The following is a 13,375-nucleotide window of genomic DNA, read 5'->3' as shown; positions in this document are numbered from 1 at the left end:
CCCCTCAAACGCTCCCAACACCGCAACTGGCCGCAACCAGAACCGGCGACAGTCACCATCACCCAGCCAGGAGCAACCTAAAGTCACCGGCATTGCGGCTAGGCCCTGTCCGGCCGGGGCCATGGCCTACGGCGCGGGCTGGAAGCTGGCGAAGGCCGTGTCCCGGGCCTGGGAGTTGGCCGGGGCACCCCAGTCCGCGTCCGGGGTGATCCAGTAGATCGCGTAGCCGTACTTGGCCGGGTTCCCGGTGACGAAGCCCCGGTTGAGCGAGTGCGTGCGCGGCGTGCCGCTGATCCACTCCCAGTCGGCCGCGTTGCTCCACTGCCGGTAGTTGATCGCGGCCAGGTTGACCCGCTGGTAGTTGGTGACCTTCGAACGCAGGCCCGGCTCGGACTCCTGCCAGTCGGCGACGGCGCTGGGACCGGGGCTGGTGGTCCACTCGATGGTCAGGGTACTGCCGTTGCCCTTGAAGATCCGGCGGACGCCCTCCGAACCGGCCGGCTGGAGCCAGTCCGGCAGGACGACCGAGAAGCCGGTCGGGTCCTTGTACTCGTGGTAACCGGCCGGCACGGCGGTCCCCGGAGGGGTCGGGCTCTGCGCGGGGGTGGTGGCGGGCGAGCCGGCGGCCGGCGGGTTCGCCGCGGAGGGGCCGGGCGTGTCGGCCGGTTTGTCGGGGGCCGGCGTGTCGGTGGCCGGCTTCTCCGGGGCGGGCTTGTCGGTGCCCGGCTCCGGCTCCGCGGGCGGAACGGACGCGGCCTGGGTCCCGCTCGGCCCGGTCTCGGGGCCGGTCGAGACCGACGAGGTGGCGCCCGCACCGTTCGCCGACGAGTCGTCCCCGTTCCCGACGGCCTGGAGCACCGCGACCACCCCGGCGATCAGCAGCAAAACCAGCACCACGGTGACGACGGCCAGCCGCCGCCGCCCGTTGCGCGGGTCGGCACCGGCCGCCTGCGTGGCGCCCAGGGTCCACTCACTGGTCACCGGCCGGATCGGCTCGGCCGCCGGAGCCGAACCCGACGCCGAGCCCGACGCCACCTCCGAGGACGGCGAAGCGGGCTCGGGCGCCGGCTCCACGACGGGCTCCGCCGCGGCGGCGGGCTCCTCGTCCTTGGCCCGGCTGCCCACCCGGACCGTCCCCAGCAGCCCGCCGATGGACCGCTTGCGGCCCTCCTCGGCCTCCGCCGGGGCCTCCTCCGGCTCCACCGCGGCGGTCGGCCGCTCGACCGGCAGCGCGTGCACGGTGGTCGACTCGGCCTTCGAGGTGGCCTCCGCGACGACCCGCTTCAGCATCGACCGGGTCTGCGAGGCGTCCAGCCGCTCGGCCGGGTCCTTGGCGAGCAGCCCCTCGATCACCGGCTGCAGCGCCCCGGCGTTCACCGGAGCGGTCAGCTCCTCCGTCATCACCGCCGTCAGGGTGGCCAGCGCCGAGCCCCGGTCGTACGGCGGCCGGCCCTCGACCATCGCGTACAGCGTGCCGCCCAGCGACCACAGGTCGGCCGGCGGCCCGGGCTTCTGCCCGCGGGCCCGTTCCGGGGATATGTACGAGGGCGCGCCGACCAGCATGCCGGTGGAGGTGACCGAGGCGTCGCCCTCCACGCTGGCGATGCCGAAGTCGGTGAGCACGACCCGGCCGTCGTCGCCGATCAGCACGTTGGACGGCTTGACGTCCCGGTGCAGGATGCCCAGCGCGTGCGCGGCGCTCAGCACGCCGAGCACGTCGAGCGCGATCTCGGCGGCCCGGGCGGGGGCCAGCGGCCCGTCCTCCCGGATGACGTCGGCCAGCGAGCGGGACTCGACCAGCTCCATGACGATCCACGGCCGGTCGTCCTCGTCGACCACGTCGAAGACGGTGACCGCCGAGTTGTGCCGGATCCGGGCGGTGGCCTTGGCCTCGCGCAGCGTCCGGACGATCAGCCGGTGCTTCTCCTCCTCCTCGACGCTGGCGTTCATCCGCAGTTCCTTGACCGCGACGGTCCGCCCCAGCATCTCGTCCTCGGCGCGCCAGACGGTGCCCATGCCGCCGCGCCCGAGCACGCCGTTCAGCCGGTAGCGGCCGGCCAGGAGGCGGCCGGTGGAACCCTGCGCCTGGGTCATTCGGAACGTTCCCCCATGTGCTGCTGGCGGTCGTGGTGACGGCGTGTCGGCCCGGCCTCAGGCCCGAACGCCCAAGTCTCCATCATCCCCTGTCCCCGGGGGCCGGGACCACCCGGCCCCCGCACCCGATCCGGGGCGTGCCGGATCGGGCTCGGCGCTCCGTGCCCGATCTGTGATCGAAAACTCGCCAAGATCTGGCCGGGGCGCTGCTACCGTTCGGCAGCTCATCGTCTTTCCGGGGGGATCCGACGCCCATGACCGCACCCGCACCGGGCGCTGACGGCCAGTCGGGCCGGCCGCGCACCGCCCAGCACTACTCGGTCACACCCACCCTGGATTCCCCCGAGGGCTACGTCGCGCCCGGTATGCCCGGTGTCCCGGTGGCCGGATACCTCCCCGCCGTCCGCTCCCACCGGACGGGCCCGCACCGCCGCACCGCCCTGGCGGTCGCCCTCGCCCTCCTCGCCATGCTGCTCGGCGGCCTGGCCTACGGCTGCGCGCCGGCCCGGGCCGCGGACAGCCTCGGCTGGCTGGCCATCGCCCTCGCCGCCTTGGTCGCCTTACCGCTCGGCCGGCTCGGCGGCCGCAGCCGGGTGCTGCCGCTGCTCGGCGCGCTGCTCGCGGCCTGCGCGCTGCTGCTCGGCCAGCTGACCGGCCAGCTCCGCCGGGTGCACGCGGCCGGCCCCGGCCCGCGCGGCCTGCCGCACGACGCCCTGGCGCACTGGCGCGCCGAGCTGCGCGCGCTCGACCTCGCCTTCTACGGCATCGCCCTGGTCGGCGGCTTCCTCCTCACCCGCCGCACCGCCAACCGCGGCTGACTCCGGTCCGGACAGCCCGAGGCCCCCGCCGGCGGAACCGACGGGGGCCTTCACCACGACGCGTCTCAGCGGTGGTTGAGCGCCGGGTTGACGGTCACCTCGACCCGCTGGAACTCCTTGAGCTCGGTGTAGCCGGTGGTGGCCATCGCGCGGCGCAGCGCGCCGAACAGGTTCATGGTGCCGTCGGGGGTGTGCGAGGGACCGGTCAGGATCTCCTCGGTGGTGCCGACCGTGCCGAGGTCCACCCGCTTGCCGCGCGGCAGCTCCTCGTGGACGGCCTCCATGCCCCAGTGGAAGCCCTTGCCGGGCGCGTCGGTGGCGCGGGCCAGCGCGGCACCGATCATCACCGCGTCGGCGCCGCAGGCGACGGCCTTCGGGATGTCGCCGCTGTAGCCGACGCCGCCGTCCGCGATCACGTGCACGTAGCGACCGCCGGACTCGTCCATGTAGTCCCGGCGGGCGGCGGCCACGTCGGCGACGGCGGTGGCCATCGGCACCTGGATGCCGAGGACGCCCCGGGTGGTGTGGGCGGCGCCGCCGCCGAAGCCGACCAGCACGCCGGCCGCGCCGGTGCGCATCAGGTGCAGGGCCGCGGTGTACGTGGCGCAGCCGCCGACGATCACCGGGACGTCCAGCTCGTAGATGAACTGCTTGAGGTTGAGCGGCTCCGCGCCGCTGGACACGTGCTCGGCCGAGACGGTGGTGCCGCGGATGACGAAGACGTCGACGCCGGCGTCCACGACGGCCTTGGAGAACTCGGCGGTGCGCTGCGGCGAGAGCGCGGCGGCGGTGACCACACCGGAGTCGCGGACCTCCTGGATCCGCTGCTTGATCAGCTCGGCACGGATCGGCGCGGCGTAGATCTCCTGGAGGCGGCGGGTCGCGGCGGCCTCGTCGGTGATCGTGGCGATCTCGTCGAGCAGCGGCTGCGGGTCCTCGTAGCGGGTCCAGAGGCCTTCCAGGTTCAGCACGCCGAGGCCGCCGAGGCGGCCGATGGCGATGGCCTGCTGCGGCGAGACCACGCTGTCCATCGGGGCGGCCAGGAACGGCAGCTCGAAGCGGTAGGCGTCGATCTGCCAGGCGATCGAGACCTCCTTCGGGTCCCGGGTACGGCGGCTGGGGACGACGGCGATGTCGTCGAAGGAGTACGCCCGTCGGCCGCGCTTGCCTCGCCCGATCTCGATCTCAGTCACTTCGAGCCCTTCTGGTTTGTTGCTCATGCCCGCCGGGTCACCCCGGCCGCCCCCAGTATCCCGCACCCCGGTTGCCTCGCGCGCTCGCCTCCGGGGCGCGGGGCCCACCCCGGCGGCCCGCCCCCGCTCCCGGGCGCGCCGAAGGGCCCGGCGCCGGGGTGCGGCGACGGGCCCTCGATGTCCGCGGACTCAGCGGTTGGAGTAGTTCGGCGCCTCGACGGTCATCTGGATGTCGTGCGGGTGGCTCTCCTTGAGGCCCGCCGAGGTGATCCGGACGAAGCGGCCCTTGCTCTCCATCTCGGCGATGGTGGCGGCGCCGACGTAGCCCATGGTCTGGCGCAGGCCGCCGACCAGCTGGTGCAGCACGGCCGACAGCGGGCCGCGGTAGGGCACCTGGCCCTCGATGCCCTCGGGGACGAGCTTGTCGTCCGAGGCCACCTCGGCCTGGAAGTAGCGGTCCTTGGAGTACGAGCGCCCCTGGCCGCGGGACTGCATCGCGCCCAGCGAGCCCATGCCGCGGTAGGACTTGAACTGCTTGCCGTTGATGAACATCAGCTCACCCGGGGACTCCTCGCAGCCGGCCAGCAGCGAGCCCAGCATCACGGTGTCGGCGCCGGCGGCCAGCGCCTTGCCGATGTCGCCGGAGTACTGGAGACCGCCGTCGCCGATGACCGGCACGCCGGCCGCCTGACAGGCCACCGCGGCCTCGTAGATGGCGGTGATCTGCGGGACGCCGATGCCGGCGACCACGCGGGTGGTGCAGATGGAGCCGGGGCCGACGCCGACCTTGACGCCGTCCACGCCGGCGTCGATCAGCGCCTGGGCGCCGTCACGGGTGGCCACGTTGCCGCCGACCACGTCGATCCCGACGGCCGACTTGATCTTGCCGATCCAGGCCAGCGCGTTGTGGCTGTGGCCGTGCGAGGTGTCCACGACCAGGAAGTCCGCACCGGCCTCGACCAGGGCCTGGGCCCGGTCGAACGCCTCGGCGCTGGCACCGACGGCGGCACCGACCAGCAGACGGCCCTCGGCGTCCTTGGCGGCGTTCGGGTACTGCTCGGCCTTGACGAAGTCCTTGACGGTGATCAGGCCCTTGATCCGGCCCTCGTCGTCGACCAGCGGCAGCTTCTCGATCTTGTGGCGGCGCAGCAGCGCCATCGCGTCCACCCCGGAGATGCCGACCTTGCCGGTGATCAGCGGCATCGGGGTCATGATCTCGCGGACCTGGCGGCTGCGGTCCGACTCGAAGGCCATGTCACGGTTGGTGACGATGCCGAGCAGCTTGCCGGCCTCGTCCGCGATCGGCACGCCGGAGATGCGGAACTTGGCGCACAGCGCGTCGGCCTCGGCCAGCGTGGTGTTCGGGCCGACCGTGATCGGGTCGGTGACCATGCCGGACTCGGAGCGCTTCACCAGGTCGACCTGGTTGGCCTGGTCCTCGACCGACAGGTTGCGGTGCAGCACGCCGACGCCGCCCTGGCGGGCCATCGAGATCGCCATCCGCGCCTCGGTGACCTTGTCCATCGCGGCGGAGAGCAGCGGGATGTTGACGCGCACGTTCCGGGAGACCCGCGAGGAGGTGTCGACCTGGTTCGGCAGCACCGCGGAGGCCCCGGGCAGCAGCAGGACGTCATCGAACGTGAGCCCGAGCATGGCGAACTTCTCGGGTACGCCTGCGGCGTTGTAAGACATTTGGGGGGTACCTTCCGTGGCCGGCCTATTCCGCTCACGCCCTGAGGGTGGGGCGCGTTCATCGCTCACTCGCAGCAGACCGCCGAAGCCGGGTGGTTTTGGAGGAACCTCCAGGGGAACCCCGCGCGCACCCGCGAAACTTTGGCAACCCGCCCAGGCGCCGATACCCCATGGTACTGGCACCGCGAATGTGTCCTCGTGTGCCCTTGACAACACCGGCCCCCCGTGGCTCATTCCGGCCGGTCAGGGCTTCAGGAGGACTCCTCCGCCAGCGCCCGCAGCCGGCTGAGCGCCCGGTGCTGCGCCACCCGGACGGCGCCCGGGGACATCCCCAGCACCTCGCCGGTCTCCTCCGCCGACAGCCCGGCGGCCACCCGCAGCAGCACCAGTTCGCGCTGACGGGCCGGCAGGTTGGAGAGCAGTTCCTTGGCCCAGGCCGCGTCGCTGCTCAGCAGCGCCTGCTCCTCCGGGCCGAGCGCCTCGTCCGGCACCTCCGGCAGGTCGTCCTGCGGAACGACCGTCGAGCCGGGCCCGCGCATCGCGGCCCGCTGCAGATCGGCGATCTTGTGCGCGGCGATGCCGTAGACGAAGGCCTCGAACGGCCGCCCCTGGTCCTTGTACCGGGGCAGCGCGCACAGCACCGCGACGCAGACCTCCTGCGCGACGTCGTCCACGTGGTGCCGGGCGCCGCCGGGCAGCCGGACCAGCCGGCCGCGGCAGTAGCGCAGCGCCAGCGGATGGACGTAGGCGAGCAGGGCGTCGATGGCCGGGCCCTCTCCGCGGACGGCGGCCGCGACGAGCTCGCCCACCAGCGGGGAGCCGCCCGCGCCGAGCACCGGCGGTCGACCGGGGCCGGGCACCGCGCCGGGGCCGCCGGGGTCGGCGTACGACGGATCGCCACCCGGGCCGGAGGGCTCGGCCTCCACCGGGTCCGCCTGGCCGGCCGCACCGGCGACGTCGTCACGCATCGGTCCATGGTGCCTGGTCGAGCGGGAAAACGCGGCACCGCGTCCGGAGTTGTGCACCGGAACGTTATGCGCTGCGGCGCCGTACGGCGTGCCGCCGCGCACCACCGGCCCCTCCTGCACCGTGCCGCCTCCCGCCCCGCCGCCGTCGGTGGTCCCGTCCTTCGCGCCGTCCGCCGCATGTCCCGCGGCCGTGTGGTTCGCCGCAGTGCCTGTCCGCTGGTCCCCGAGGTGCTCCACTCCTCCATGGTGCAACCTCGGGACCGTAACGTCACACGCCCGGACGGCGTCCGTCCCGGGAACCGCCGGCGGCGCGCCGCAGCCGGCGGCGCCACCGGCGGTCAGCGGACCAGGCCCCAGCGGAAACCCAGCGCCACCGCGTGCGCGCGGTCGGAGGCCCCGAGCTTCTTGAACAGCCGTCGGGCGTGGGTCTTGACGGTGTCCTCGGACAGGAACAGCTCGCGGCCGATCTCGGCGTTGCTGCGGCCGTGGCTCATGCCCTCCAGCACCTGGATCTCACGCGCCGTCAACGTGGGCGCCGCGCCCATGTCGGGGCTGCGCAGCCGGCGCGGGGCGAGCCGCCAGGTCGGGTCGGCGAGGGCCTGGGTGACGGTGGCCCGCAGCTCGGCGCGCGAGGCGTCCTTGTGCAGGTACCCGCGGGCGCCCGCGGCCACCGCGAGCGCGACCCCGTCGAGGTCCTCGGCGACGGTGAGCATGATGATCCGCGCGCCCGGATCGGCGGACAGCAGCCGCCGGACCGTCTCGACCCCGCCGAGGCCGGGCATCCGGACGTCCATCAGAACGAGATCGGAGCGGTCGGCCACCCAGCGGCGGAGGACCTCCTCCCCGTTCGTCGCGGTGGTGACCCGGTCCACACCGGGTACGGTCGCGACCGCGCGGCGAAGCGCCTCGCGGGCGAGCGGGGAATCGTCGCAAACGAGAACGGAAGTCATGACCGTCGTCCTCCGCAGCTGATCCGCGTCACGTTGAGCCTCCTGGCTGGTACGAACCTCTCCGACACGGCCGATCGGCGACAGAGTCCGTGCTGATCGCCTCAAATTCCGCGCGATCGTTCCCGACGTCCGGCGCCCGCTAACCGCCTCCGCACTTCCAACGACCGTCACTCGAATGAGTTACGGCCTTCGGGGCCATCTCCACCACTGTACGTGGCCAACCCATTACCGATCAGCCGCATCGCGGTGCACACGCCGCACTTTTCCCCAGCTCGCGCGCGGTGGGCGCACGACCCGCACACCGGTGCGGAGTGTCGCGCGCCCGTCGGCCACCCGAATGCCACGCCCGCGCCCGCCGAACCCCTTGCCCACTTTGCCCGTTTTTATAGCTTTCGTATGGTCATTGACTGTTGTGCCACTCTGTGGGTGACTTGTCCATGGAGTTGCCGTAAGTCATATTTCCAGGTGTCCACACCAGTGCATCGACGCCCGCCGTGCCGCCCAGCAGCAGCCCGCTGAGCGCCGGCCCACGGCCGACGAGCCTCTGAAGGGAATGAGCCATGGCAGATTTCTCCCGCCTCCCAGGTCCCAACGCGGACCTCTGGGACTGGCAGCTCTCCGCAGCCTGCCGTGGCGTGGACAGTTCGCTCTTCTTCCACCCCGAGGGCGAACGCGGGGCCGCGCGGAGTTCGCGCGAGGCCAGTGCCAAGGAGGTCTGCATGCGCTGCCCGGTGATCACCGAGTGCGCGGCGCACGCGCTGGCGGTCCGCGAGCCGTACGGCGTCTGGGGTGGGATGACCGAGGACGAGCGCGAGGAGATGCTGGGGCGTTCGCGGCACCGGCTGGTGGAGGTCCCGCTGACCCCGCCGGCGATCGCCCGGCGCTAGCCCCGCCTCCACGGCGCGCCGTGAAGAAACGTTTCCTCTCGGCGTCCCGGGCTGTTCAAGCCCAGTCCAGAACGCTCAGGCCCCAGAGGTCAGCGCCCGGCCGACCCCGCCAGCCGCTCCAGCATCAGCGCCACGGCCGGCACCTCGGCCAGATCCGGCAGGGTCAGCGCGACCACCTGCCGCACCGCCGGCGCCCCCGCGGCCGTCCGCACCGGCACCGTCGACACCCCGTCCGGGCGCACCGACTCCAGCGCCAGCCGGGGCAGCACCGCCACCCCCAGCCCGGCCGCCACCAGGCCGACCACTGCCGGATAGTCGTCGGTCGCGAAGTCGATCCGGGGCTCGAAGCCCGCCCCCGCGCACAGCTCCACCAGGTGCCCCCGGCACTGCGGGCAGCCCGCGATCCACTGCTCCCCCGCCAGCTCGGCCAGCTCCACCGGCCTGCCGCGCCCCGCCAGCCGGTGCGCGGCGGGCAGCAGGCCCACCAGCGGGTCGTCCAGCAGCGGGGTGACCACCAGATCGGACCAGTCGGAGCCGGCGCTCAGCTGCTGCGCCTCCAGGTTGGCCTCGGCCCGCGCCTCGCGCGGCGTCCCGTGCGCGGGCGCCGGCAGCGCGGCGCCGCCGTCGGACTGCGGGTAGCGGAAGGCCAGCGCGATCTCGCACTCGCCGCCGCGCAGCATCGCCAGCGACTCCGGCGGCTCCGCCTCGACCAGCGACACGCGCACCCCCGGATGGCTGTCCCGCAGCCGGGCGACCGCGGGCGGCACCAGGGTGGAGCTCGCGGTCGGGAAGGAGACCAGCCGCACCCGCCCGGCCCGCAGCCCGGCGATCGCGGCGATCTCCTCCTCGGCCGCGGAGAGCCCGGCCAGGATCCCGGTGGCGTGCTTGAGCAACACCCGCCCCGCCTCGCTGAGCTGCATGCCCCGGCCGGAGCGGACCACCAGCGGGGTGTCCACCGACTTCTCCAGGGCCTTCATCTGCTGGCTGATGGCGGGCTGCGTACAGCCCAGCTCGCGGGCGGCGGCGGAGAAGGAGCCGGTGCGGGCGACGGCACGCAGAACGCGCAGGTGACGGGCCTCGATCATGCCTCAGTTATAAGGCAATCTTTGCCAATGGCAAAATTCTGCTGATGATTGAAGCCTCAAACGCCAAACACGCCGGAGGCCCGGCCGCACCCCGAGGGGCGCGGACCGGGCCTCCGGTCGACCGTCAGGCGTCAGTGCGAGTGGCCGTGACCGTGGCCGTGGCCCGCCTCGGCCTCCTCTTCCTTCTTCTCCACCACGAGGGTCTCGGTGGTGAGCAGCAGGGAGGCGATCGAGGCCGCGTTCTCCAGGGCGGAGCGGGTGACCTTGACCGGGTCGATGACGCCGGCCTTCACCAGGTCGCCGTACTCGCCGGTGGCCGCGTTGTAGCCCTGGCCGATCTCCAGCTCGGCGACCTTGGAGGTGATGACGTAGCCCTCCAGGCCGGCGTTCTGGGCGATCCAGCGCAGCGGCTCGTGCAGCGCCTTGCGGACCACCGCGACACCGGTCGCCTCGTCACCCGACAGGCCCAGGCCGCCGTCCAGCACCTTGGCGGCGTGCACCAGGGAGGCGCCGCCACCGGCGACGATGCCCTCCTCGACCGCGGCACGGGTCGCCGAGATGGCGTCCTCCAGGCGGTGCTTGCGCTCCTTCAGCTCCACCTCGGTGGCGGCGCCGACCTTGATGACGCAGACGCCGCCGGCCAGCTTGGCCAGGCGCTCCTGCAGCTTCTCGCGGTCCCAGTCGGAGTCGGTGGCGGCGATCTCACCCTTGATCTGGGCGACGCGGCCGGCCACGGCCTCGGTGTCACCGGCGCCGTCGACGACGGTGGTCTCGTCCTTGGTGATGGTCACGCGGCGGGCGGTGCCCAGCACGTCCACGCCGACCTGGTCGAGCTTGAGGCCGACCTCCTCGGAGATGACCGTGCCGCCGGTCAGGGTGGCCAGGTCGCCGAGGATCGCCTTGCGGCGGTCGCCGAAGCCCGGGGCCTTGACGGCGACCGCGTTGAAGGTGCCGCGGATCTTGTTCACCACGAGGGTGGACAGCGCCTCGCCGTCGACGTCCTCGGCGATGATCAGCAGCGGCCGGGAGGCACCGCCCTGGAGGATCTTCTCCAGCAGCGGCAGCAGCTCCTGGATGGAGGAGATCTTGCCCTGGTTGATCAGGATGTACGGGTCCTCCAGGACCGCCTCCTGCCGCTCCGCGTCGGTGACGAAGTACGGCGACAGGTAGCCCTTGTCGAACTGCATGCCCTCGGTGAAGTCCAGCTCCACGCCGAAGGTGTTCGACTCCTCGACGGTGATGACACCGTCCTTGCCGACCTTGTCGATCGCCTCGGCGATCAGCTCGCCGACCTGGGTGTCCTGGGCGGAGAGGGACGCGACGGCGGCGACGTCGTCCTTGCCCTCGATCTCGCGGGCCACCGAGAGCAGGTGCTCGGAGACGGCGGCGACGGCCTTGTCGATGCCCTTCTTCAGGGCGGCCGGGCCGGCACCGGCGGCGACGTTGCGCAGACCCTCGTTGACCAGGGCCTGGGCCAGCACGGTGGCGGTGGTGGTGCCGTCACCCGCGACGTCGTTGGTCTTGGTGGCGACCTCCTTGACGAGCTGCGCGCCAAGGTTCTCGTACGGGTCGTCCAGCTCGACCTCACGGGCGATGGTGACACCGTCGTTGGTGATGGTCGGGGCGCCGAACTTCTTGTCGATGACGACGTTGCGGCCCTTGGGGCCGATGGTCACCTTGACGGTGTCGGCCAGCTTGTTGACACCGCGCTCCAGCGAGCGGCGGGCGTCCTCGTTGAACTGCAGGATCTTCGCCATGTTCCCTATTCCCTCGGGGCTTCGGCCGGCCCACCGGCCGCCGGACTACGTGAACCAACAACCACGCCCCGGGCCCCTGTCACTTGGGACACGGATCCGGGGCGGGTCGGAACGACTTACTTCTCGATGATGGCGAGAACGTCGCGGGCGGAAAGAACCAGGTACTCCTCGCCCTGGTACTTCACCTCGGTGCCGCCGTACTTCGAGTACAGGACGATGTCACCGACGGCGACGTCGAGCGGCAGACGCTGGCCGTCCTCGAAGCGGCCCGGGCCGACGGCCAGGACGACGCCCTCCTGGGGCTTCTCCTTGGCGGTGTCCGGGATAACCAGGCCGGAGGCCGTGGTGGTCTCGGCGTCGAGCGGCTGGACCACGATGCGGTCCTCAAGCGGCTTGATGGCAACCTTGCTGCTGGTGGTCACGTCCGAGCTCCCCTTCGGAGATTACGGGGTTTCTAACGGGTAGGAGCGAACCTGTGGGCCTGCCGTCGCGGGGGTCAGGCACACGTCTTCGCGTTAGCACTCCCCCAGTGGGGAGTGCCAAGGACGACCATAGGCCGGTGTTAGCACTCAGTCAACCAGAGTGCCAACGGCGCGCCCGGGCATCCCGAACCGCGGGCGCGGAGCCGTACTCCTGTGCGACCACCCCGCCCCCGGGCGGACTCCCGCCGCGAGCCGCGACCCCGCCCACCGCGTCGGCCGTCGGAGCCGGTGGGGCCGCCAACCCGCCAGAATGGCCCCGTGGACACCGAGAACCTCCAACCCCTACTGGCCCCCGAGGGCCAGGCCCTGCTCGCCGAACTGCGCGAGTTCACGCCCGAGGAGGAGCTGGCGCTGGCCACCAGGCTGCGGCGGGAGCACCCGGCCGAGCTGGTGTCGGCGGCCTTCGGGCAGGCCCGGCTGCGGCAGCGGGCGCGGGCGAAGTTCGGGGCGGACGCCGACCTGATGTACTTCACGCCCAACGGCGTCGAGCAGTCCACCCGGCGCAGCGTGGCCGAGTGGCGGGCGCGCCGCTTCGCCGAGCTGGGCGTCCGCCGGCTGGCCGACCTGTGCTGCGGCATCGGCGGGGACGTGCTGGCGCTGGCCAGGGCCGGGATCGAGGTGCTGGCCGTCGACAAGGACCCGGCGGCCTGCGCCGCCACCGCCGCCAACGCGGCCGCGCTGGGCCTGGCCGACCTGGTCCGGGTGCGCTGCGCGGACGTCGCCGAGGTGGACGTCACCGGCTACGACGCGGTGTTCACCGACCCGGCGCGGCGGACGGCGCGCGGCCGGGTGTTCGACCCGGAGGCGTACGCCCCGCCGCTCTCCTGGGCGATCGAGGCCGGCCGCCGGACCCCGATCGGCGCGCTGAAGGTGGCCCCGGGCATCCCGCACGAGGCCGTCCCGGCCGACGCCGAGGCGGAGTGGGTCTCCGACCACGGCGACGTGAAGGAGGCGGTGCTCTGGTTCGGCACCGGGGCCGCCCGCCCGCACCGCGCCACCCTGCTGCCGCAGGCCGCCAGCCTCACCGGCGGCGACCTGCCCGACCCGCCGGCCGGCCCGGTCGGGCGCTACCTGTACGAGCCGGACGGCGCGGTGATCCGGGCCCACCTGGTGGCCGAGGTGGCCGAGCAGGTGGGCGGTCGGCTGATCGACCCGAAGATCGCCTACCTGACCTCGGACCAGCTGGTGGCCACCCCGTACGCGCACGCCTTCGAGCTCACCGACGTGCTGCCGTTCCACATCAAGCGGCTGAAGGCGCTGCTGCGCGAGCGCGGGGTCGGCACGGTGGTGATCAAGAAGCGCGGGATGGCGATCACCCCGGAGGAGCTGCGCCGCCAGCTCAAGCCCTCCGGGCCGAACGCCGTCACGGTGATCCTCAGCCGCACCGACAACGGGCCGCTGATGATGCTCGGCCGACCCGCCTGAGGCGGCTGCGCGGCGGGCGCCCGG

11 protein-coding genes are annotated in these 13,375 nt (G+C 72.9%); 3 read left to right on the top strand and 8 right to left on the bottom strand.

Going from position 1 to position 13,375, the window contains the following annotated elements; all coding sequences use genetic code 11:
- Positions 1 to 126 precede the first annotated feature (126 nt).
- Positions 127 to 2,094: a protein kinase gene (locus tag AB0P03_RS16600; protein WP_363629390.1), complete on the bottom strand. Its 1,968-nt coding sequence runs from the start codon at positions 2,092 to 2,094 to the stop codon at positions 127 to 129.
- A 254-nt stretch (positions 2,095 to 2,348) separates the two neighbouring features.
- On the opposite strand from AB0P03_RS16600, the gene AB0P03_RS16595 reads away from it, so the two are divergent.
- Positions 2,349 to 2,912, top strand: coding sequence for a hypothetical protein (locus AB0P03_RS16595; protein WP_363580150.1), 564 nt, complete (start codon positions 2,349 to 2,351; stop codon positions 2,910 to 2,912).
- A gap of 65 nt (positions 2,913 to 2,977) precedes the next feature.
- Here AB0P03_RS16595 and AB0P03_RS16590 read toward each other — a convergent pair whose 3' ends face one another.
- From AB0P03_RS16590 to AB0P03_RS16575, 4 genes are all read right to left on the bottom strand, one after another.
- Positions 2,978 to 4,105: a GuaB3 family IMP dehydrogenase-related protein gene (locus tag AB0P03_RS16590; protein WP_063348999.1), complete on the bottom strand. Its 1,128-nt coding sequence runs from the start codon at positions 4,103 to 4,105 to the stop codon at positions 2,978 to 2,980.
- A 189-nt stretch (positions 4,106 to 4,294) separates the two neighbouring features.
- Positions 4,295 to 5,797: an IMP dehydrogenase gene (gene guaB, locus AB0P03_RS16585; protein WP_063348998.1), complete on the bottom strand. Its 1,503-nt coding sequence runs from the start codon at positions 5,795 to 5,797 to the stop codon at positions 4,295 to 4,297.
- Positions 5,798 to 6,048: 251 nt separating this feature from the next.
- Positions 6,049 to 6,765, bottom strand: coding sequence for an RNA polymerase sigma factor ShbA (gene shbA / locus AB0P03_RS16580; RefSeq protein WP_079135824.1), 717 nt, complete (start codon positions 6,763 to 6,765; stop codon positions 6,049 to 6,051).
- A 338-nt stretch (positions 6,766 to 7,103) separates the two neighbouring features.
- Positions 7,104 to 7,715: a response regulator transcription factor gene (locus AB0P03_RS16575; RefSeq protein WP_014136228.1), complete on the bottom strand. Its 612-nt coding sequence runs from the start codon at positions 7,713 to 7,715 to the stop codon at positions 7,104 to 7,106.
- 560 nt (positions 7,716 to 8,275) lie between these two features.
- On the opposite strand from AB0P03_RS16575, the gene AB0P03_RS16570 reads away from it, so the two are divergent.
- A complete protein-coding gene (locus tag AB0P03_RS16570) occupies positions 8,276 to 8,602 on the top strand; it encodes a WhiB family transcriptional regulator (protein ID WP_063348997.1) in 327 nt (108 codons plus the stop codon).
- Positions 8,603 to 8,691: 89 nt separating this feature from the next.
- Here the strand turns inward: AB0P03_RS16570 and AB0P03_RS16565 are convergent, their stop codons facing one another.
- The 3 genes from AB0P03_RS16565 to groES all read right to left on the bottom strand — a co-directional run bounded on the left by AB0P03_RS16565 (position 8,692) and on the right by groES (position 11,866).
- Entirely contained in the window at positions 8,692 to 9,687 is a 996-nt protein-coding gene (locus AB0P03_RS16565) for a LysR family transcriptional regulator (RefSeq protein WP_363580148.1), read from the bottom strand.
- 131 nt (positions 9,688 to 9,818) lie between these two features.
- Positions 9,819 to 11,444: a chaperonin GroEL gene (gene groL / locus AB0P03_RS16560; RefSeq protein WP_063348995.1), complete on the bottom strand. Its 1,626-nt coding sequence runs from the start codon at positions 11,442 to 11,444 to the stop codon at positions 9,819 to 9,821.
- Positions 11,445 to 11,560: 116 nt separating this feature from the next.
- Positions 11,561 to 11,866: a co-chaperone GroES gene (groES, locus tag AB0P03_RS16555; protein WP_014136232.1), complete on the bottom strand. Its 306-nt coding sequence runs from the start codon at positions 11,864 to 11,866 to the stop codon at positions 11,561 to 11,563.
- Between the two features lie 288 nt (positions 11,867 to 12,154).
- On the opposite strand from groES, the gene AB0P03_RS16550 reads away from it, so the two are divergent.
- Positions 12,155 to 13,351, top strand: a complete 1,197-nt coding sequence (locus AB0P03_RS16550; RefSeq protein ID WP_363629388.1) for a class I SAM-dependent methyltransferase — start codon at positions 12,155 to 12,157, stop codon at positions 13,349 to 13,351.
- Positions 13,352 to 13,375 lie beyond the last annotated feature (24 nt).

The organism is Kitasatospora sp. NPDC088779, assembly GCF_040685395.1.
In the GTDB taxonomy this organism is placed as follows: domain Bacteria; phylum Actinomycetota; class Actinomycetes; order Streptomycetales; family Streptomycetaceae; genus Kitasatospora.
This window is presented reverse-complemented; position numbering and strand designations above follow the sequence as displayed.

Excerpts from the sequence above, each read along its gene's own strand:
- AB0P03_RS16600 (WP_363629390.1), bottom strand. The coding sequence starts at position 2,094 with ATGACCCAGGCGCAGGGTTCCACCGGCCGCCTCCTGGCCGGCCGCTAC.
- AB0P03_RS16595 (WP_363580150.1), top strand. The coding sequence starts at position 2,349 with ATGACCGCACCCGCACCGGGCGCTGACGGCCAGTCGGGCCGGCCGCGC.
- guaB (WP_063348998.1), bottom strand. The coding sequence starts at position 5,797 with ATGTCTTACAACGCCGCAGGCGTACCCGAGAAGTTCGCCATGCTCGGG.
- shbA (WP_079135824.1), bottom strand. The coding sequence starts at position 6,765 with ATGCGTGACGACGTCGCCGGTGCGGCCGGCCAGGCGGACCCGGTGGAG.
- AB0P03_RS16575 (WP_014136228.1), bottom strand. The coding sequence starts at position 7,715 with ATGACTTCCGTTCTCGTTTGCGACGATTCCCCGCTCGCCCGCGAGGCG.
- AB0P03_RS16570 (WP_063348997.1), top strand. The coding sequence starts at position 8,276 with ATGGCAGATTTCTCCCGCCTCCCAGGTCCCAACGCGGACCTCTGGGAC.
- AB0P03_RS16565 (WP_363580148.1), bottom strand. The coding sequence starts at position 9,687 with ATGATCGAGGCCCGTCACCTGCGCGTTCTGCGTGCCGTCGCCCGCACC.
- groL (WP_063348995.1), bottom strand. The coding sequence starts at position 11,444 with ATGGCGAAGATCCTGCAGTTCAACGAGGACGCCCGCCGCTCGCTGGAG.